A 17673-nucleotide genomic window follows, 5' to 3' on the forward strand; every position below is an offset into this window, starting at 1 on the left:
CTGAAACTACCCCTCTACCATTGCTTGATATACTAATTCTTCATTATTTATTTCTACTATTACTAATGAAGGGGGGTACTCACCATACTCCTTACCATTTGACATAAAAATTTTGGTGCCTTTTGGAAGTTTGGTTGCAAAAAAGTTCCTAAACCACCAAGTAGCTGTAGTCTGCTTTTTGATTTCACCAATTTTTTCACCCTTAGTATAACGATTATCATCTAGCCATTCTCTATCCGAGACATTCGAATAGATTAACCCATCTAACTTAAGGATATCCGCATCAGGGTTACCTTTTAAAATATCCTTTGCGGTGGGGTTGCCTATACCACCAGAATTGAATGGAAAGGTATTCGTTAAGGCAAGGGCTGCCATAATGCCTAACAAGAGGCAAAGGGCTATGTAGATGATTACTTTCAAGGCTCCCGCTCCTCATCTTAAAGACTATTTATCTCCGAACTATTGACCATTTGCATGAAGCGTAACACTTACAATTTCCGGACGGTTAAAGATTCTTTGGGGAATTATACTATTACCAAGCCCTCTGCTAACAATCATCGTAGAGCCGTTTTCAACATACTTGCCTGCTGTATAATTTGGAAACAAACCTTGATCAGGAGCAATTAATCCGCCAATAAACGGCAACCTAAACTGACCACCATGTGCATGACCGGAAAAGGTAAGATCTATGTTATGATCCTGGTAAACGGAAAACATTTCTGGCCGATGTGATAAAAGAATTGAGAAATCAGCACGCATCTTAAGGCTGTTGATCGTTTCACTTACGATACCTTTCTCGGAATAGGGATTTTCAGCTCTTGCAGGGTCATCAATACCCAAAATTGCAATACTACTACCATTCACCTGAATTAGTTCGCTTGAATTCCGAAGCACATTGACTCCCGCAGCTTCTAAGTCATTCTCTAGGGAACTATATTCCTCTGACCACCATTCATGATTTCCAGTTACGAAATATACAGGTGTAATTGCAGTCATATTTTCCATTAATGTAATACCCGGTTTTTTATTAATGTCTTTTTGATCGACTATATCTCCGGTAAATACTATTAAATCAGGATTTTCATTTTTAACACGTTCTACTAATCTCTTTTGATTTTCTCCAAAACATTTACTGTGTAAGTCAGACAGATGAACAATCCTATAACCATCAAAGCTTTCTGGCAGTTCACTAGAATGAACATCTAATTTCGTTGTCGTTAAAACATTATTTTGATGATAGGAGAGCGCAATTGCGAAAACAATTATTGCCAGTATGAGTAGTAACTTCTTTTTCGTGAAAAATTTCAATTTAAATACCCTGCCTATCGAGTTAGACTACAATCTAACTGAATTTTATCACAATTCATTTGCCCTTGGAATGACTTAAGCGAAAAATCCTCTTTAACGACCATCCGGGGTGCCAATCATAGTGCGTCTTTTACTTTTTCACAGCCATATATATTCTGTATCCATCAGCATCATTTCCATATGGTCACCTCATGCCATGTTCGATATTCTAATCCGTGTCGTGCAGGAACATTTCTAATATCTTTGTATAAAATTCTGGCTGTTCGGAATGAACTAGGTGCGATGCAAACGGAATTATAGATACATGAACATCTTCTTTCATCATTTGGTATAATATAGCACTGTTTGTTTCACCCTTATTTCCTTCACCAACCATATACAGAACGGGTGATTCAATACCATTCAAATCTTTTGTCTGCTGAAATGGATACCAATCTTCATCCTTAGCCATATACAAAAACTGCTTCCAATCAGAACTATGCAGATTATCAAAGTAATTTACCGTATCGTCATCTAATAATAATTGAGCCTGATGTTCTACATCTTGTTTATGCATTTCGAGCCAGTTATCTGGTTTTTCCGCCAGAACACCAGAAATGGTCAAACTCCTCACCTTATTCGGATATTTTTTTGCAAAGAATAAACCAACTAAACCACCTAATGAGCAACCCACAATATGTGCAGATTCCTCACCCAAATCGTTGAGAGTCTCAGAAACATCTGAAGCTGAATCATCGAAAAAATTGGAAAAGTCGTTTTCAATTGATTTGCCATGGCCCCTCAAATCAGGAAGAATGATTTTATATTTATCCTTAAAATATTCTTTCTGGTACTCAAAATCTATTAGTCCTGTCTGCAAACCCGTATGAAGAAATACAATAGGCTTTCCATCCCCAAAAACGTCAGTATGTAATATCATATCCATCCCCACTTTTCTATTTAATTTATTTTAGAAATGATTAGTTCATACTCGGAAATTATATCTACTTTATGTTCAATACAAGCCAATGAAAAATGTTTTAAATTTTTGTCTGGCAACGTCGATTTCCTTCTTATAAAATCAAAATAACTAGATTTTTCATAGATTCGAAATGCCTCACCTTTATATCCTTCATCATCGTTCCAGATGGTAAAATCATCGTAAATCACGGAATATGTAACATAATTTGGAAAGTCGATCTGTAGGGTTGTCACTTCGCTGTTAGGATCTGGATGTATAAGTAAGTCAGTTAAATCCTCACTTTTATTTACAAGTATCCTCAACCTTACTCCTTTTGTTCTTGGTTCCAGAATACCTTCAAATGAAATATCATACCCTTTTTCAATTACCAGATCTTCAAATTTCACTACAATTAACCTCCACTGCTGTTGACTCTATTCTTCTTTGGCAAACCCTATTTCAGAATCGCTTTTCAGGCATCGGTAAATATCTTGTAAAATAAGCACCTAAAAGCAACAGGGAAACGCCAATAGACCAGCTTAATACTCCTATAACGTTAAACCAGTAGGCCAAAATGTTTGTTATTGCAACAAGGTATAAACATATTGGGGTTAAAGCGCTTTTCATCCCTGTAACACCGGCTTTTTTTCTTTTTTGAACAACAATATATATGGAAAAAACAAGAACAATCAAAATAATTACAGTTAAGATAACCGGAGCCAATTGATTACCTCCCCCTTTTAGGAAACCTTAAATTTTCCTCTCTAAGTTATTACAGAAAATTAATCAACTATTGATAATTTACTAGGATTTCTTAAAAAATCAAAAAGCATTTTTATCTGGTTTTCTGTATTTCTCCCAGTTGAAAGTTTAGGGAGATTGTTTTCAGAAAAAAATTGTACATCTTTTGTTTCGATTCCAGTTTCTGCTTGTCCTCCGATTAATTCGCATTGAATAAATATTTTGTAATAATGATAAGGTTGAGGTGGGTGAGAATGTTTATTCATATCCAACAGTGCAGCTAATTTTTTGGCGATGACATTATAACCTGACTCCTCTTTAACCTCTTTCACAATATTTTCAGAAGGTGATAATCCAATATCACAAAAGCCTCCTGGTAATGACCATTTATCATCAATTTTTTCCCGCACCATTAAGATTTTATCGTCATTAAAAACAGCTCCTCGTACATCTGCTTTAGGGGTTTGATAACCTGTTTCATTTGTGAACAACCCCGCTATTTTTTCCATTTCCAAATCAGTATATTGCTCCATTATCTCAGTACTAATTCTTTGTAGCTCTTCATACCTTTCAATATCGTACATATCATTTGAAAACGATAGCCCTGATTGAGAGATTGATTGAATTTTTTTAGCCCATTCTAACCATTTATAACTCATTTTGAACACCTTCCCGCAAGTATATCTAATTGTCATGAATCTTTACATCTAGTTTAACACAAATTATCAGAATACCTTGTAAACTTAATAGCTATTATATAGGGAACTGTCTTGATTATTTTGTTTTAAATTATACATAAACAAAAGTCCTGTCACCACCAACATAATAATTGCCCCAGCAATCACAACCACCTGAATCGAGATCAATTGTGCTGCAATACCCATCACTGAAGTCATCACAATAATTAATATTGCCTCGGCAAGCCCATAAACACTGCCAATTCTGCCCATGACTTTGACTGGAATATTGTCTTGATAAAATGTGTAGAATCCTGTATTGGCGAATGCCAGTGAAAAGGACAGGATAAAGAATCCTACAGCTGCTATAAAAAAGCCACCGGAGAACGCATAGATAATATAGCCAATGGAAACAAACAATGATCCTGCTCCCATTAACAACGGTACTGAAATTTTCTTTACAGAAACGGCATTTGTTATTGCTCCCACAACAATTCCTGCGCCGGCAATACTCACAAGAAATCCGTATTTTCCATTCGTTAAACCCAGTACCTCTTTCGCAAATGCTGCCTCGAGTGAATCTATCGCCGTAGCCATCACTATCATGCTGCTAAACAGAAAGTAAATAATCATCACCGAGACATTCCGACGACTGAAGTGCAACACAGCAAACCAGTCTTTTTTAAGTGCTTCTAAAGAAAATTTCTCCTGATGAAACATTCTATTCTTTTCAAGGTTAGGCATGAGCAACGTGATGCCACCTGACAAAAACAACGCGATTGCATTGATAATAATGGCGAAGTCGGGAGTTCCAATAATAAACAACAGACCGGCTATCGCTGGACCAATGAGGAAACCTCCTGAATCAATCAGGCTCCGCAGCGAATTGAACTGTTTTCGCTGTTCGATTGGAATCAATTTTGTTATATATGTCATCGATGTTGGCTCAAATATGGAGCTAGCCATATTGATAAAAAACACACAAATATAAATGAGCCAAATCGTTGAAAATGCAGGTAGTACGGCGATAACCAAGGCCCGAAAGATATCCAAAAATATCATCAGGTTTCTTTTGTTAAGACGGTCTATTAAACTGCCAGACCAGCTATTTGTGCAGATTGTTGCCACTGGTTTCAGAATATATAGTGCAGCCACAGCTAATGGGGATCCTGTCATATCCAGGACTATTAAATTTAATGCAATTAAGAAAATCCAGTCTCCTATATTGGATACACCTATACCGAATAGTAGGATTGTGGTATATTTCCATTTCTCCAATTTCATCAGTCCTCACTCCTTCGCTTAGAAAACTTAGCTTATCGCCAGTCCTTAATATAGATAAGCCTTAGTTGCCTTGTGCAGTAAGAAAGGATTTATACTTTCTTAACTGCCAAATAAAAAAACTCGCCCTCAAGAAATTAATCTTGAGGACGAGTTAACGCGCATCGCGGTGCCACCCCAGTTTATCAATATGTCACCATATCAAACTTATCAGGTACGGTATGAACATACGTATACCCTAGCCCTATAACAGGAGCACCTGTCACACTATCCCCTTCTGGTTCCAATGTGATACTCAGAGCCTTGCTTCAACATGGTCATTCCTGCTCCTTTTCAGCGACTGGAGCTCTCTTTAAAAAATGAAACATGTCTACTCTTCTCATCAACGCGTTTTTCCGATTTAGTTAAAAGATAGATTATCAAAATTAGAGTATATTGTAAAGCTATTTTTTATTGATTGTGTTAACTTCATAATTTCTTCAGCATATGAATCCGTTGACTATCTCGTCTAAACGCAGTATATCCGTTCGTTTTATATAAATTAATAGCGCTTGACCATTCCTTATTGGTTTCCATTACTATTTTTGTATAGCCCATTATCCTTGCTTGCCTTTCGAGATGGAACAGCATTTTTCGGGCGATGCCTTGTCGTCGATATTCTTTTTTTACGGACATTCGTTCAATTCTTGCTGTCGACTCGCTTTCTTTTGTTATGGCCCCAGTGCAAATAACCCAGTCCTCGATTTCTCCTACATAAAAGGCATTTCCGTTCTTGTTATAGTGTCTATATATGCTGTTCAGATCAGGATTCAATGTGTGATCTATAAAACCAAAGTGTTCCTTGAAGCCTTCTAGAATTATGTCTTTGGCTGCAGTCTGTTGTTGTTCGGTAACTTTTGTAAAATTTACTTCGGCAATTGTTTTCATAATGCATCACCTTTAATGATAGTTGTCTAGCAATAGGCTTGACCTCAATTAAGCTTCCTTCACCATCGTTATAAAGCTTGTGGTATCAGTGTCAAATTCTGTTCGTTTTACAAATCCTAATTTTTCATAAAGATGAATAGCTCGTTTGTTAAATGTTGCTACAGTTAATCGATGAGGTGAATCATTATTGTTTTCCTGAATGTATGAAAAAATGAATGAGCAAAATTCAAAGCCATACCCTTGTCCAGTAAAACTGGGCTTCATCCCAAACCCTACATCCAGCATATCTTCATTATATGCGCCAAATTTTCTGCCGGGCGGTACTTGAGCTGACTCACCTATACAAAAATAACCGAATAATTCGTTATTCTGATCAACTATTGCGTGGTATGATCCTCCCAGGAATTCCTTTAAAGAGTCATTCGTCAACTCATTGTTATAAAGATCATACGGTTTGGCATATCTCCAATTAAGTGCTTCGACAGCCCGTTCTTCGTTCATATTTTTTATAAATAATTGCATGTTGTAACCTCTTTCCCTCTGCTCTAATCAAAAAACTCCATGTGCGATTTTTCCTGTCTATAATAATCGATTCTATCCTGTAAAGTTCCTGTATGAAATTCGAACTTGTGCCCATCTGGGTCTGTAAAATAAATAGACTTCTTGTCCCGATCGTCTCTTGGACGGCCCGATAAAATAGTTACGTTAAGCCGCTCTAGCTTTGCATACATTTCATCGAATTCATTTTCTTCAATCGAAAATGCCATATGTGTATAGGATTCATGTATTTCGTTTCGCGGGATATCTGCTTCAACATTCAATGCCAGCCATAATCCATCCAGATCAAAGTAGGCTGTATTTTTCCCTTTCACTATTAATTTCGCGTTGAAAACCTCCTCGTAAAATTTTATGGACCGATTCAATTCTGAAACAGAAAACAGTAGATGATTTATTTTCATTAGTATCCAACTCCAATAACAAGACATAACATATATTCCATGTTATGTTATTAGCAGTATAATTGAAAGGAGAGTTATATGAAAAAATTAATTATTTCGCTAATCATGGTAACAGCCTTAATACTTAGCGGATGTTCTTTTCTACAGGAAGCAAATGATTCGTTAAACTATGCAACGGAAACAACCGAGTATATAAATGAGCTTAGCACTTTTGCAGAAGAAGCCCCTAATCTTGAAGGTCCAGAACTTAAGTCCAGATTGGAATCACTAAAGGGTACGATTAAGGACTTTATGGAAATAGAACCTCCATCAATGGCCGAAGATATTCATAAAGAATTGGAAAGCAAGAGCCAAGTGCTGCTTGATGCTACAAACAAGATTTTAAAGGACGGCGAAGTCAAAATCGAACAACTGAAGCAATCCGACGTTTATAAGACCATTGATAATATCACAAAGCTTAAGAATCAAATTGAGGATTTGGGATTATAACGGGCTTTTAGCATTCTGGTTTTTATTAGACGACTGATATTACTTGGTTCACAATTTCCTACATTAAGTGTGTTTCTTTATAGTACTATCGAATACCAGCCATAAAAAGTGGCATTAATTTTTAAAAAATTGATGCCTCTTTTTTGCTTTTGGAAACGATAATTATAGTAGAATATTGTTTGTTTTTTTAGCAATATGTAATAAGACGTGTTCCTCTGCTGTTGATAAAGTACTAGTAGAGGTGAAAAACATGTATATAGAACTGCTGCAAAGCAAAAATATTCGGTACTATCTAATTGGTGGCGGGGTATCCCGTTTGGGTGATGTGTTATCCGGTATGGCGTTTCTCTTTCTCGCGTATGAGATTACTGAATCAACCATTTATACTACGGCAATGGCAATCGCAGAAACAGCACCATATCTTTTATTTGGCTTAATTGGAGGGGTGATTGCTGATTGGCTGCCGAGGAAAAAGCTATTAATTACACTTGACCTGTTACGTATCCCACTTATCTTTTCAATTTTTCTATTACATCATGTCAATCTGTTGGACTATTATTACTTGCTCATTGTTAGCTTTGCCATTCAAACAATCGGTTGCTTTTTCAATCCAACACACCGGGCTATTTTACCAATTATCACTGAGCCCGAGGAACGCTCGCTAACGAACAGTTTAAATGATACTCTGGGGCGTGGTGTTACAGTTCTAAGCCCAGTCATTTCGGTTTGGCTGTTATCATATGGTACTATTTATTTTTTCGTTATCGATGCACTAACCTATTTAGTCAGTGTCATTTGCCTGCTTCACGTACATTTCACGGAAATTAAACAAGAAGTAAACAAGTCTGTCAAAGGTGTTTTCCTTGCTATAGCGGAATTCTTTGCTTGGGCTAAACGAAACATCACGATTAGACAACTATTTACTATTACGTTTCTAATCGTATTCTTTAACACGTGGGTATGGGAAGTTGGACTGTTGCTTGCACTATCAGAAATGAGTGGTAAAAGTGAGGAATTGTACGCTATTCTCCAAGGAGTATTTGGCGGGGCTGTTATCTTAACAAACATTACAATTCCATACTTCATTAAAAAAATGACGATGAAAGTCTATTTGACAGGAGCAGTTGTCTGGGGAGCTGGCATCACATACTACGGTGTATTTTATCAGATTGAACATTTCTTTGTCGGTGCAATCCTCGTGGGCATTGGGTTGCCGATTTCCAGTCTTGCCAGAGTATACCTGATTCAGTCACTTGTTCCTGAAAATAAACTTGGGCGTGCATTCAGTTCTAATGCATTTCTGCTTTACCTGGCAAACACCATCTCACTCCTGTTTTATGGGATGCTTGTATCCTTTATTCCGATTCAATGGCTTATGATTGGAAGTGGCATAATAATTTTAATAGTAAGCAGTGCAGTCCTACTTATTATTACGATAAAACATACGAAACTCAGTTGGCGTTCTCCCATAAACTTTCTTAAATAGATTATTGTAAGAAGAGATATTTTTGAAGCCGACTTTTAAAGAAATCGACAGAATCGATTCTCCCGTTTGAATAAGGAATTGCTGACTCTTTATCAGACGGTACAATTGGAGCCACGAATATGGCGATAAGCCTGTTTGGTTTTTAAACATATGTGCAAACTGATATTTATTTATCCCAGACAGCTTGGCCATTTCAGCAAGTGTCCAGTTCTCATCATAGCTCTCCTTTAAAGCGTTGGTTACATTCTCTAGTTCACCAGACACTACCGATAAATCATTAGAGTGTGAACCAGGACCATTTTGCAACATAAGTATGGCAAGTTGGGTTAGACTGTTTTCGATAAATAATTCATTGGATGAAACGGTTATGTATTCACGAATAAAGGATATCCAGTTAGTAATTTGCGGGTTTATAGAAGGTATCAATGCGAATTCCGGATCAGTTAGTTTAAAACCTAGCTGTTCCGCGACTTCTTGTAATAAGGATTGCTCCATCTCCACAAGGAACTTCTCTTCGGTGACATGAAGTTGTTTATGCTGCTGGCCTGGGTTTAAAATTAAAGAATTACCAGCATCTATTGATATATCACGCTGACTTGTTTGGTACAGTCCTTTTCCATATGGTGAAAAAATCAGCTTATAGCATTCATCACTTCTCCAATTACGCTCCCCCAAACTATCGTGACGCATGAGAAGCAAGCCTTTATCGTGTTCTAATATCATCTCGTAACCCCCTTACGTACAATAAATATGATTATTGGAACCATATTCAAACTATATTCTCTAAATTACAGAATAACATAAGGGTTAACTTTCATTAAAAAAGCTGCCTCACTGGTAGACAGCCCTGTCGATTTTAACGACTATAGCTTTTATTTTTACGCTTGTTCATAAATTTTCTAACCATAGGATAAATAATTGGTCCATATTTAATCAATCTTCTTATAAGTTTTCCCATTTTCAATTCCTCCATTAAGTTATCATTCACAGGTAGTATTCCTTTTAATAGAGGAAATCAAACAAGTTTGTTGGTTAACTTAATATACTGAACGGAAAAAACAGCCACACATCATCAACATAGACTACCATTATCCCGCCGAATACAGATCCAAGGATTAGAAATGCAACATAGTGAAGTCCACTTTTTACCAAGTTAAATGAATGAGCCAAAGCCAAAACGATGAATACGAACGTCAATCCGACTGTTAGCTGGCCAATTGAAAAGCCACCCAAAAAACTGAAAATATAAGTGCATAAGGCAGCAACCCAATACATTTTAGGGTCGCCTTTAATAGCCAAAACGACTGCTATCAATGTGATCAGTACAAATCCATAGAAGATGAACGTAAACATTGTAATCGCTCCTTATTTATTTTTATCGAACACAAAGAAGACATTTCCATACTATGTTACAGATTGCTCCAATGGTTCCGATATGACATCAATGATTTCCGTATCTTTATATACAAATCGATAACTATATGTATTCTGCTCATCAAGCATTTTCGGCAAAAAATATTTTATGTTTTCGATTACACCAAAATTTTCATCATGCAGTACCCATGAAAGTTTTTTCCAATCCAATATCCCTTCGTCAGTGCTCTTCGGTGTTGTATAATTATATGATTCTGGAAGCTCTGCAATGAACACATACATACCACCAAGGTCCTTGCCATCCGCTTCCCAACATACATTACCTTTGTACATAATATTTTTTGGTTCATTTATACCTGTTTCTTCGTTTATCTCGCGCAGGATGCAATCAAGGGCAGTTTCATTATCTTCTACCTTTCCACCTACCCCATTCCACATTCCCATCCAGGCAGGAGACTCTCTATTCAGCAAAAGAATTTCGTCTCCTTTTTTTATGAAGCAAATTGTATAGTTAAGCATTCCTTTGTCTCCTTCTCATTCTTCTTCATACTCATTAATGCCACAACATTCCCAAAGCAAGCTATTATTTGTATAATTATCATCATTTGTTCGGATACCTGTTGCAAACCTTATTCTATTTCATCCTGCTAGTTACTCGCATTTAAAATTTCCATATAAGGGTTTATGAAATTTCGGTAAATATCAAGTAAATCGTTTGGAAGATGGTTTAGTTGAAAAAACTGAACATCTACAGATTCCGTTCTATCTATTTTAATATCACCTTGAACCTCATCCGTTGTATAAACTGCAGTTACGGAGTAAAATTCATCGCCATTAGCAACTTTTAAATAGTATTCTTCACCAGAAAAAATACCTAGTAGCTTTAGACTCCCAATAGTCAAATTGGTCTCTTCTTTGACCTCTCTTCGTGCAGTTTCCTCCATGCTTTCTCCCAATTCCATAAGGCCGCCTGGCAATCCCCAGCCACCATCTGATCTGTGCTGCAGTAATAATTCATTTTTGTCATTTAAAATTAATACGACTGCCCCTGGCAATATTAGTGGTCTGTGCCCAACTAATTCTCTTAACTCTTTAACATAATCCATTATTTACGTTTTCACCCTTTTATTTTTCACAAACTCAATAAACCAGTACAGTGCAATCCAAGGTAAAATATATCTGGTAACCCATTCAAAAATTGGAAGTATACCTATTAGATTGAAACTCTCAGTAAAGATAAAAATAAAGAACAAAATTCCTAAGACAATAGCGCTTTGAACATAAAACGGCATCCTAAAATCCTCCTATTTCTTCAAGCTAATCCCTAAACAGATCATATCAGTACATCTAATCCCATTCTCGAATATTTCTTCCTCATAATTTTTTATAAAAAAATCCTTTTCAATTCCACTAATTCTAAACCCGCATTTCTGATAAAGTGCCAATTGATTTATACTCGAGTTACCGGTTCCAACTTCAATTTGGGTAAACCCTTGCAGTCGTGCGTTCGCAATAGCATGTGTTACTAATTTTTTGCCGACACCTTTCCCTTGTTCACTCTCTTCAACCGCAATATTTTTAATTTCTATTATGTTCGAATTGATTGGTAGAAGTATATATACTCCTACCAATCTATTATCAATTTTTGCTACATAACACTGACCCTGATTTAGATACTCCTGGATAAGATCTTCAGATGGATCCGCTAAAAGAAGTAAATTCATTGGTGCCGTTTCATTAGATTTTAATTTTTGAATTTCCATGATGATCACCTATTCCTTATCCTTTATATATTTCGATTTCCACCATTGAATTCCTCTAATTATGCTAAAATTAAACTAAAAGGGAGAGACTGATAATGGAACAAGAATTGATTTACTTTTTTAGAAAAGCACTACCAAAATTGAAAATCCATCATTATAGGCGCAATACACATGGATGGGATAACGATATCATAATTGTAAACGAAGATACTGTTTTTCGTTTTCCCAAGAGTGACAAAGTTGCTAATAAAGTCATGTCGGAAGCCTTGCTTTTGAAAAAAATAAATAAACATAAACCCTTCCTGACAATTCCAGATTACACAATGTTATATGAGGAAAATAATAAACTAAGATGTGTTTATTATGAATACATTAAGGGGAAGCCATTAGAGCAAAAGCTGATGAATGATAGAAACGCAATGCTTCTTGGTGATTTTTTAACCAAGCTGCACAGAGTGAATCATCCGAAGTTAAGCACCCTCCATACATATGATTACTGGAACGGCTTATTTATATCTGTAAGGGAGAAAGTTTATCCAAACATAAATGGATTCCTGCAGCAAACAATTACAAAATTATTCACCAGGTTTCTAGATACATTTCCTACCCTTACATATCCAACGACTGTAATTCATGGTGATCTTTCGGCTTCGAATATCATCTGCAATAAGGGTGAAGTTACAGGAATAATCGATTTTACCGATGCACAAATCAGCGATCCAGCTTTTGACTTTGCGGGTTTCTACTGGGAATTTGGGCCTGAATTTACGAAAAAGGTATTGTCTTTCTACGAGGGTATTGAATCAAAAGAATCTATCTTTGAAAGAGTAGAAAGTTTCTATGGATTGCAGCCTGTTTTTCATGAACTTTTACATTCGGTTCATGATGACCAAATGGTTAAATGGAACAGTGCATTATCGAGATTTTTAAAACTATGTAATTTATGAGGGACCTGATAGAAAGCCCCCTCGCTCTAAAACGCATAGTCTAAATACCGTTCGTATTCATTAAAACAATTCGCCAACCGTCCGGGTCTTCAATCGTTACTCCTTTTTCCTCCCAATAATCATTTTCAGGCGGGACACTAGGATAACCCATACCATGTAATCGGTTCGCTACATAATCGATTTTACTTTTCTCCGGAATATAGAAGACTAGCAGATTATCTTCTGTTGGTGCAGGACAAGGACTGCCATCAGCATGTTTAGTGAATTCAAGGTGGTAACCTGCATTTGGCAATCCTAATATAACGCCTGTATATCCGTCTGGATTCGCAAAGTCGGTTAATCGTTCCAACCCAAGACCTTTCTCATAAAAATCGATTACTTCCTCAAATTTGTCTGTTGGCCTTGCAACTCTTATTTGTACCGCTGAAAAATCATTGAACTCCATCCTATCGCTCCTTTATTTGTCCCAATTCTATCCTGTTTCCATCTGGGTCCAGGAATACTGCAATAATTCCCCAGTCAAATTCAAGACGCTGATTTAAGAATACAACTCCACGCATTTCCAATGTCGAAACTGCTTCGTCCACATCGTTCACGTCAAAACGCAGTACAACCGGATTTTGCTTTCTGTTTTTTTCACCTTTCGAACTGAATCCGCCTCTTTCGACCATAAGATAACCATTAGAAACATGAAATGATACTAAGTTCTCTTTTTCAAAGTTTACCTTTAGTTGCAGTACATTTTTATAAAAATTGATGCATGCTTCGTATTGCTCAACAAATAATATCGTACCAAATTCCTTGAAATTCATTTTATCCCTCTTTCACAAGTCGGCTAAGCTCACGCCATCCGTATGCTGTTTCTTTTAGTTTTTCTCCATCAATTTCTAATTCTGCATGTCCCAGTTTTTCGCCACACAAGGCTTCATAAAAACATTTTGCACCATTGTCCTCCAAAACCCATACCAGCATGGTGTTCATACCCGCTTGCAGCAGTTCTTCTGCAACTGGCTGGACAAGCAATTTGCCAATACCTTTGCCCTGGTGTTCCTCAATTATATATATTGCATAAAGTTCCCCGTCATAGCCTTCGTATTTCCCTTCTCTCTCCTTACCACCTGTTGAAAACCCAACAATTTCGCCATCGTTATTTTCCGCTACAAAAACACTGTTACTAGTCATGTTTCGTTCCCATAACTTGGTGCGATGGTCATAATCCAACTTTTCCAAATAAGTATCAGGAACGATATTTCTGTATGTAGAACGCCAGCTATCAACATGTACCTTTGCTATATGTGGTGCATCCTGTTGGGTCGCCTTTCTTATTTTCATAGAATTATAGCCTCCTGTTCGTGGTTTCTGATTATCGCATTTTCTCCAAGATCTTATAATCCTTGGTTTTGATTACTTTAACATCATTGTTCTTAGCATAACGAAATAAATCCTGATAAATAGTCTCAGGGTGAAAGTTGATTATCCTTATATTCAAACCTTTGATCACTTTTATAACCGCACATTTCTTTGCCCAGCTAACACGCTTTAATTTTAGTTCAGTAATTCGTACAGGAGCTACCTCTTTTTTATAAATAGGTACAGCGAAGATATACGTTTTATATGTTATTTTTTCGTCATCGATCGTTAATTCAAAGCTCATAAAAATCAATAAAAATATAACTAGTAAGAAGAACAAATAATAAGTATTGAATGCGGTAAAAGTAAGAGCCATCAAAAACAGAACAGTTCCTGATATATATTGTGTTTTAGCTTTATAAGTCATGCTAATCCTTATCCAGGTCATTCTTCGGATAAAATTCTTCTTCCTGTATTCCGTGTTTTTCTTTCAGAGCTTTACCAACTTCTGAACTATCGATACCGTGCCTGACCGCTACAGTAATGACAAGGTATGCTATGTAAAGTGTTAGCGCATAAAGTATTATTGACATAATTATTCCCATCATCATTCCTCCTTGTAAATTTTATCATAACACAAAATTCCCACAATTCACGTGATTGGAAAGTAAACCATCCTTCCCTCTCTAGTATAATAGAAAAAACCATCAAACTATATATAAGTTGATGGTTCTCCTCAGTACATTTTTAAGTTTTAATTTATGCTTCTTTCTTTTCAGATCTGATAAAAATGCCAACAAACCCAAATAAAACAGCAAAGACACCAATCCACATATTACTCATAAATGCTGCAATGGAAAAAGTTAAAAACATAAGAGCGAACATAGCATGCATATACCTTAATGCTGATTTTTTGTTTGTACTAATAGCATTAAACGACTCAATCAGTATCATTAAAATATTCAACAATACAATCCAGTGCACAAATTCACCCTCCTACTAAAGACTGCCGGATTTCTTATTTTTAAACAGTGATTTGGTATTTGTTTCCTGCACCATTTCAATTTCAATTCCCTTATTAAATTTCTGGGCACTCGCATTTATAAACATGTAAGCAACACCTAGTGAAATAACAAGCATTAGTGTAACACCAGTGATAACATCTTTCATGGCGATTCCAATGACAAATTTTCGTCCCGGTTTAAATCCTTGATAAAACAAACGAAATCACAAGTATAAAAATAACAACAGCTAGAACCAATCCAAACACAAATCCAATTAGGTTAAATTTCCATGTGTAGCCCTTAAAATCAGATGTGTTTTTCGCGTTGTCAACTTTGGATGTGTGTATGAGCATTGTAATATTAATAGTAAGCAATAAAAAAATGATAAGAATAACAAAGAACCAAATGCTTATGGGGTGCTGACTGCTAATGTCGTACATGAAGTAGGCCTGAGTCATAATCATGGCGCCCACGAAAATATTGATTACATACGCGGTTTTGTTCTGCTTTTTCCACTCCTTGCCCATAATCTCTTTCTCATACTTATTAACCTGCTCAATAATTGGCACCCAAGACTTCGTTAAATCCTTTTTTAAAATATTAAAAAAAGACTGCACGATCAGGAAAGCACCAAGCGTAAATAAAATGTAGGACATATTCAATCCTGTATAATTTATGATAGCTACATAAACTGTCATACCGATTAGTATAATTGCGTTTACAAGAATAAATTGCTTCTTTCTCATATCCTTTATAGCCTCAGCCGTCATGAAATCCTCCCCTTATGGTAGATTTTAACATAAATTGATCGTATGTGGACTCTTATTTTTGGCTGCCAGTTCCGAAATGACGGTCTTTATCGATTAGTTGTCGATGTTTATCTACTTGGTGGCGATTTTAACGATTCTAAGTCGATGTTTATCTATTTTGATTTAATAGCTTAATATATACCTTCTACCGCTAGTATTTCCAATCTGTTTGAATTGTTCTTTCACTAGTAATCTATGTGCGATTTGAATACCATCAACCTGCAAAAAATCTCGTGCCTGTCGATTATTTATTGTGTTACCTATCAGCAAACTGTAGTGCCGTAACACTTCCAAGTGAGCATTCTTGGACGTAGCTCCACAATGATGGCAAATCCATTTAGCTTTTTTGTGAGTCATTGGCAGAGAACTACAGCCAGGACAAAAAACACCACGCAGAATATCCGCGTACTCAACCTGATATTTTTTTAAGATATCTACCTTATTTGTTGTGTGTGCTTTAATAAGGAATGAGGAAAGAAATTGAAGTTGCTGTTCGCCCAAACACACTTTATTATGTGTGGAAGCATAACCGTCTATTTTTGTGAGCAGGCTTTCTTTATGAATGACTGTTTCAGAAACGGCTATTTTTCGCCATTATAGCCTGCTCGGAGTTTTTTTGCATGTTTGTTTACTTCTTTACTCTTAAAATGATGTTCTGCGAGGCGCCAGCTGAGTGCTTCGGTTTGCATCATTAATACGGGGACATCGAGTGGTTTAACAATCAATGGAGCACTTCCTTTATTATTTAGTTTTAATATTTATTCGCTATTTTGCCGGGGATTCCTGCTTGATTTGGGCCGATAGATGTGACGAAACTGTGAACTTTATCGATTTGCTGTCGATGTTTATCGATTTTACCTCCTGATTTATCGGTTGGATGTCGATGTTTATCGATACGATGTCAAACTTTATCGATTCCGCAAATTTGCCATAAAAAATAGCCCGCCAGCTACTCTGCACTAGTAATGAAATTGAGCCTCAACTGTCGCACCAATAACTATCTGCCCCGGTTCGATTGGTGTAGAAGCTTCCATTGTGGCATAAGCTTTATAGGTAATTGGCGCTTCGCTTATTTTTTCAATAATTTTGATTGGATAAGGTGCTATGCCAATTTGCATTGTGTTAGCAAGTGTTTGTGCTTTTGCGTATGCATCCTTTAACGCGGAACTAAGCGCTTGCTTGTAATATACATCCTTATTTTCAACTGTAAACTGTATATTTGAAACTCTGTTGATACCATTTTGCACAGCAACATCAATGACATTTCCAGCCTGGTCGATGTCCTTGATTTTTACTGTTATTGCATTCGTCACCTCGTACCCTCTGAAGACTTGAGTGCCATCAACATAATCATACTTCGGGTTAATAGTGTAAGCAGTTGTCTGGATATTTTCCCTCGCTATCCCTAACTGTAATAATGCCTGAATAACTTGATTCATGGTGTCGGCGTTCTCCTGTTGCACCTGACTTAACGACATACCCTCAGTGACCACTTCCAATTGAACCTCAATGACATTCGGCTCGACAGACAAATTTGATATTCCAGTAACAGTCATCACTCGATGGTACATATACATTCCGCCCTTCACAAGTAATCTCTTTAGATAATATGCTGATT

The 17673-nt window shown here is 36.5% G+C and carries 31 protein-coding genes and 1 other annotated feature; of the genes, 4 read left to right on the plus strand and 27 right to left on the minus strand.

The window, feature by feature from the left end:
* Positions 1–6: 6 nt before the first annotated feature.
* The 10 genes from ACE1TG_RS15805 to fosM all read right to left on the minus strand — a co-directional run bounded on the left by ACE1TG_RS15805 (position 7) and on the right by fosM (position 6839).
* A complete protein-coding gene (locus ACE1TG_RS15805) occupies positions 7–420 on the minus strand; it encodes a hypothetical protein (protein WP_375053386.1) in 414 nt (137 codons plus the stop codon).
* Positions 421–459: 39 nt separating this feature from the next.
* Positions 460–1308 carry a metallophosphoesterase gene (locus ACE1TG_RS15810; protein ID WP_375053387.1) on the minus strand — a complete coding sequence of 283 codons (849 nt, stop codon included), beginning with the start codon at positions 1306–1308 and terminating at the stop codon, positions 460–462.
* A gap of 208 nt (positions 1309–1516) precedes the next feature.
* Positions 1517–2227 (minus strand): alpha/beta fold hydrolase, encoded by a 711-nt coding sequence (locus ACE1TG_RS15815; protein ID WP_375053388.1) that lies wholly within the window; start codon positions 2225–2227, stop codon positions 1517–1519.
* Between the two features lie 20 nt (positions 2228–2247).
* The gene (locus ACE1TG_RS15820; protein ID WP_375053389.1) at positions 2248–2655 is read right to left on the minus strand and encodes a hypothetical protein; all 408 of its coding nucleotides are present in this window, start codon (positions 2653–2655) and stop codon (positions 2248–2250) included.
* Between the two features lie 52 nt (positions 2656–2707).
* On the minus strand, positions 2708–2971 hold the full coding sequence (locus ACE1TG_RS15825; protein WP_375053390.1) for a hypothetical protein: 264 nt from the start codon (positions 2969–2971) through the stop codon (positions 2708–2710).
* Positions 2972–3030: 59 nt separating this feature from the next.
* On the minus strand, positions 3031–3648 hold the full coding sequence (locus ACE1TG_RS15830; RefSeq protein ID WP_375053391.1) for an NUDIX hydrolase: 618 nt from the start codon (positions 3646–3648) through the stop codon (positions 3031–3033).
* A gap of 84 nt (positions 3649–3732) precedes the next feature.
* Positions 3733–4950, minus strand: coding sequence for an MFS transporter (locus tag ACE1TG_RS15835; protein ID WP_375053392.1), 1218 nt, complete (start codon positions 4948–4950; stop codon positions 3733–3735).
* 139 nt (positions 4951–5089) lie between these two features.
* Positions 5090–5342: a binding site (T-box leader), on the minus strand.
* A 73-nt stretch (positions 5343–5415) separates the two neighbouring features.
* Complete coding sequence (locus ACE1TG_RS15840; RefSeq protein ID WP_375053393.1) at positions 5416–5874, minus strand: GNAT family N-acetyltransferase; 459 nt, start codon at positions 5872–5874, stop codon at positions 5416–5418.
* 48 nt (positions 5875–5922) lie between these two features.
* Entirely contained in the window at positions 5923–6396 is a 474-nt protein-coding gene (locus ACE1TG_RS15845) for a GNAT family N-acetyltransferase (RefSeq protein WP_375053394.1), read from the minus strand.
* Between the two features lie 23 nt (positions 6397–6419).
* Positions 6420–6839: a FosM family fosfomycin resistance protein gene (gene fosM, locus ACE1TG_RS15850; protein WP_375053448.1), complete on the minus strand. Its 420-nt coding sequence runs from the start codon at positions 6837–6839 to the stop codon at positions 6420–6422.
* A 72-nt stretch (positions 6840–6911) separates the two neighbouring features.
* On the opposite strand from fosM, the gene ACE1TG_RS15855 reads away from it, so the two are divergent.
* Both ACE1TG_RS15855 and ACE1TG_RS15860 read left to right on the plus strand, forming a co-directional pair.
* Positions 6912–7322, plus strand: coding sequence for a DUF6376 family protein (locus tag ACE1TG_RS15855; RefSeq protein ID WP_375053395.1), 411 nt, complete (start codon positions 6912–6914; stop codon positions 7320–7322).
* Positions 7323–7572: 250 nt separating this feature from the next.
* Positions 7573–8808 (plus strand): MFS transporter, encoded by a 1236-nt coding sequence (locus ACE1TG_RS15860; protein ID WP_375053396.1) that lies wholly within the window; start codon positions 7573–7575, stop codon positions 8806–8808.
* Here ACE1TG_RS15860 and ACE1TG_RS15865 read toward each other — a convergent pair.
* The 6 genes from ACE1TG_RS15865 to ACE1TG_RS15890 all read right to left on the minus strand — a co-directional run bounded on the left by ACE1TG_RS15865 (position 8743) and on the right by ACE1TG_RS15890 (position 11945).
* Entirely contained in the window at positions 8743–9531 is a 789-nt protein-coding gene (locus ACE1TG_RS15865) for a helix-turn-helix transcriptional regulator (RefSeq protein ID WP_375053397.1), read from the minus strand. The genes ACE1TG_RS15860 and ACE1TG_RS15865 overlap by 66 nt on opposite strands.
* Before the next feature lie 309 nt (positions 9532–9840).
* Complete coding sequence (locus tag ACE1TG_RS15870; RefSeq protein WP_375053398.1) at positions 9841–10161, minus strand: hypothetical protein; 321 nt, start codon at positions 10159–10161, stop codon at positions 9841–9843.
* A gap of 51 nt (positions 10162–10212) precedes the next feature.
* On the minus strand, positions 10213–10701 hold the full coding sequence (locus ACE1TG_RS15875; protein ID WP_375053399.1) for an NUDIX hydrolase: 489 nt from the start codon (positions 10699–10701) through the stop codon (positions 10213–10215).
* Positions 10702–10829: 128 nt separating this feature from the next.
* Positions 10830–11288, minus strand: a complete 459-nt coding sequence (locus tag ACE1TG_RS15880) for an NUDIX hydrolase (RefSeq protein ID WP_375053400.1) — start codon at positions 11286–11288, stop codon at positions 10830–10832.
* Between the two features lie 3 nt (positions 11289–11291).
* Positions 11292–11474, minus strand: a complete 183-nt coding sequence (locus tag ACE1TG_RS15885) for a hypothetical protein (protein WP_375053401.1) — start codon at positions 11472–11474, stop codon at positions 11292–11294.
* 12 nt (positions 11475–11486) lie between these two features.
* Positions 11487–11945 carry a GNAT family N-acetyltransferase gene (locus tag ACE1TG_RS15890; RefSeq protein WP_375053402.1) on the minus strand — a complete coding sequence of 153 codons (459 nt, stop codon included), beginning with the start codon at positions 11943–11945 and terminating at the stop codon, positions 11487–11489.
* A gap of 95 nt (positions 11946–12040) precedes the next feature.
* Here ACE1TG_RS15890 and ACE1TG_RS15895 point away from each other — a divergent pair, with 95 nt between their 5' ends.
* The gene (locus ACE1TG_RS15895) at positions 12041–12892 is read left to right on the plus strand and encodes an aminoglycoside phosphotransferase family protein (protein WP_375053403.1); all 852 of its coding nucleotides are present in this window, start codon (positions 12041–12043) and stop codon (positions 12890–12892) included.
* A gap of 40 nt (positions 12893–12932) precedes the next feature.
* On the opposite strand, the gene ACE1TG_RS15900 is transcribed toward ACE1TG_RS15895, so the two are convergent.
* The 8 genes from ACE1TG_RS15900 to ACE1TG_RS15935 all read right to left on the minus strand — a co-directional run bounded on the left by ACE1TG_RS15900 (position 12933) and on the right by ACE1TG_RS15935 (position 16016).
* Positions 12933–13337: a VOC family protein gene (locus ACE1TG_RS15900; protein ID WP_375053404.1), complete on the minus strand. Its 405-nt coding sequence runs from the start codon at positions 13335–13337 to the stop codon at positions 12933–12935.
* Between the two features lies 1 nt (position 13338).
* A complete protein-coding gene (locus ACE1TG_RS15905) occupies positions 13339–13704 on the minus strand; it encodes a VOC family protein (RefSeq protein ID WP_375053405.1) in 366 nt (121 codons plus the stop codon).
* Between the two features lies 1 nt (position 13705).
* Positions 13706–14224: a GNAT family N-acetyltransferase gene (locus ACE1TG_RS15910; protein WP_375053406.1), complete on the minus strand. Its 519-nt coding sequence runs from the start codon at positions 14222–14224 to the stop codon at positions 13706–13708.
* A gap of 31 nt (positions 14225–14255) precedes the next feature.
* On the minus strand, positions 14256–14669 hold the full coding sequence (locus tag ACE1TG_RS15915) for a diguanylate cyclase (RefSeq protein ID WP_375053407.1): 414 nt from the start codon (positions 14667–14669) through the stop codon (positions 14256–14258).
* Position 14670: 1 nt separating this feature from the next.
* A complete protein-coding gene (locus ACE1TG_RS15920) occupies positions 14671–14847 on the minus strand; it encodes a hypothetical protein (RefSeq protein ID WP_375053408.1) in 177 nt (58 codons plus the stop codon).
* Between the two features lie 154 nt (positions 14848–15001).
* Entirely contained in the window at positions 15002–15226 is a 225-nt protein-coding gene (locus ACE1TG_RS15925; protein ID WP_375053409.1) for a hypothetical protein, read from the minus strand.
* A 15-nt stretch (positions 15227–15241) separates the two neighbouring features.
* Entirely contained in the window at positions 15242–15412 is a 171-nt protein-coding gene (locus ACE1TG_RS15930) for a hypothetical protein (RefSeq protein ID WP_375053410.1), read from the minus strand.
* A 31-nt stretch (positions 15413–15443) separates the two neighbouring features.
* A complete protein-coding gene (locus tag ACE1TG_RS15935; protein ID WP_375053411.1) occupies positions 15444–16016 on the minus strand; it encodes a hypothetical protein in 573 nt (190 codons plus the stop codon).
* 42 nt (positions 16017–16058) lie between these two features.
* Here ACE1TG_RS15935 and ACE1TG_RS15940 point away from each other — a divergent pair, with 42 nt between their 5' ends.
* Positions 16059–16190: a hypothetical protein gene (locus ACE1TG_RS15940; RefSeq protein WP_375053412.1), complete on the plus strand. Its 132-nt coding sequence runs from the start codon at positions 16059–16061 to the stop codon at positions 16188–16190.
* Here ACE1TG_RS15940 and ACE1TG_RS15945 read toward each other — a convergent pair.
* The 3 genes from ACE1TG_RS15945 to ACE1TG_RS15955 form a co-directional block, all read right to left on the minus strand.
* Entirely contained in the window at positions 16179–16556 is a 378-nt protein-coding gene (locus ACE1TG_RS15945; RefSeq protein ID WP_375053413.1) for a hypothetical protein, read from the minus strand. The genes ACE1TG_RS15940 and ACE1TG_RS15945 overlap by 12 nt on opposite strands.
* Before the next feature lie 80 nt (positions 16557–16636).
* Entirely contained in the window at positions 16637–16780 is a 144-nt protein-coding gene (locus tag ACE1TG_RS15950) for a hypothetical protein (RefSeq protein ID WP_375053414.1), read from the minus strand.
* Between the two features lie 234 nt (positions 16781–17014).
* Positions 17015–17611 carry an SIMPL domain-containing protein gene (locus ACE1TG_RS15955; protein ID WP_375053449.1) on the minus strand — a complete coding sequence of 199 codons (597 nt, stop codon included), beginning with the start codon at positions 17609–17611 and terminating at the stop codon, positions 17015–17017.
* Positions 17612–17673: the final 62 nt, after the last annotated feature.

Source organism: Virgibacillus sp. JSM 102003 (genome assembly GCF_041949995.1).
GTDB lineage: Bacteria > Bacillota > Bacilli > Bacillales > Amphibacillaceae > Lentibacillus.

Excerpts from the sequence above, each read along its gene's own strand:
- ACE1TG_RS15815 (WP_375053388.1), bottom strand. The coding sequence starts at position 2,227 with ATGATATTACATACTGACGTTTTTGGGGATGGAAAGCCTATTGTATTT.
- ACE1TG_RS15830 (WP_375053391.1), bottom strand. The coding sequence starts at position 3,648 with ATGAGTTATAAATGGTTAGAATGGGCTAAAAAAATTCAATCAATCTCT.
- ACE1TG_RS15835 (WP_375053392.1), bottom strand. The coding sequence starts at position 4,950 with ATGAAATTGGAGAAATGGAAATATACCACAATCCTACTATTCGGTATA.
- ACE1TG_RS15840 (WP_375053393.1), bottom strand. The coding sequence starts at position 5,874 with ATGAAAACAATTGCCGAAGTAAATTTTACAAAAGTTACCGAACAACAA.
- ACE1TG_RS15845 (WP_375053394.1), bottom strand. The coding sequence starts at position 6,396 with ATGCAATTATTTATAAAAAATATGAACGAAGAACGGGCTGTCGAAGCA.
- ACE1TG_RS15855 (WP_375053395.1), top strand. The coding sequence starts at position 6,912 with ATGAAAAAATTAATTATTTCGCTAATCATGGTAACAGCCTTAATACTT.
- ACE1TG_RS15860 (WP_375053396.1), top strand. The coding sequence starts at position 7,573 with ATGTATATAGAACTGCTGCAAAGCAAAAATATTCGGTACTATCTAATT.
- ACE1TG_RS15865 (WP_375053397.1), bottom strand. The coding sequence starts at position 9,531 with ATGATATTAGAACACGATAAAGGCTTGCTTCTCATGCGTCACGATAGT.
- ACE1TG_RS15870 (WP_375053398.1), bottom strand. The coding sequence starts at position 10,161 with ATGTTTACGTTCATCTTCTATGGATTTGTACTGATCACATTGATAGCA.
- ACE1TG_RS15875 (WP_375053399.1), bottom strand. The coding sequence starts at position 10,701 with ATGCTTAACTATACAATTTGCTTCATAAAAAAAGGAGACGAAATTCTT.
- ACE1TG_RS15880 (WP_375053400.1), bottom strand. The coding sequence starts at position 11,288 with ATGGATTATGTTAAAGAGTTAAGAGAATTAGTTGGGCACAGACCACTA.
- ACE1TG_RS15885 (WP_375053401.1), bottom strand. The coding sequence starts at position 11,474 with ATGCCGTTTTATGTTCAAAGCGCTATTGTCTTAGGAATTTTGTTCTTT.
- ACE1TG_RS15890 (WP_375053402.1), bottom strand. The coding sequence starts at position 11,945 with ATGGAAATTCAAAAATTAAAATCTAATGAAACGGCACCAATGAATTTA.
- ACE1TG_RS15895 (WP_375053403.1), top strand. The coding sequence starts at position 12,041 with ATGGAACAAGAATTGATTTACTTTTTTAGAAAAGCACTACCAAAATTG.
- ACE1TG_RS15900 (WP_375053404.1), bottom strand. The coding sequence starts at position 13,337 with ATGGAGTTCAATGATTTTTCAGCGGTACAAATAAGAGTTGCAAGGCCA.
- ACE1TG_RS15905 (WP_375053405.1), bottom strand. The coding sequence starts at position 13,704 with ATGAATTTCAAGGAATTTGGTACGATATTATTTGTTGAGCAATACGAA.
- ACE1TG_RS15910 (WP_375053406.1), bottom strand. The coding sequence starts at position 14,224 with ATGAAAATAAGAAAGGCGACCCAACAGGATGCACCACATATAGCAAAG.
- ACE1TG_RS15915 (WP_375053407.1), bottom strand. The coding sequence starts at position 14,669 with ATGACTTATAAAGCTAAAACACAATATATATCAGGAACTGTTCTGTTT.
- ACE1TG_RS15920 (WP_375053408.1), bottom strand. The coding sequence starts at position 14,847 with ATGGGAATAATTATGTCAATAATACTTTATGCGCTAACACTTTACATA.
- ACE1TG_RS15930 (WP_375053410.1), bottom strand. The coding sequence starts at position 15,412 with ATGAAAGATGTTATCACTGGTGTTACACTAATGCTTGTTATTTCACTA.
- ACE1TG_RS15935 (WP_375053411.1), bottom strand. The coding sequence starts at position 16,016 with ATGACGGCTGAGGCTATAAAGGATATGAGAAAGAAGCAATTTATTCTT.
- ACE1TG_RS15940 (WP_375053412.1), top strand. The coding sequence starts at position 16,059 with ATGTGGACTCTTATTTTTGGCTGCCAGTTCCGAAATGACGGTCTTTAT.
- ACE1TG_RS15955 (WP_375053449.1), bottom strand. The coding sequence starts at position 17,611 with ATGACTGTTACTGGAATATCAAATTTGTCTGTCGAGCCGAATGTCATT.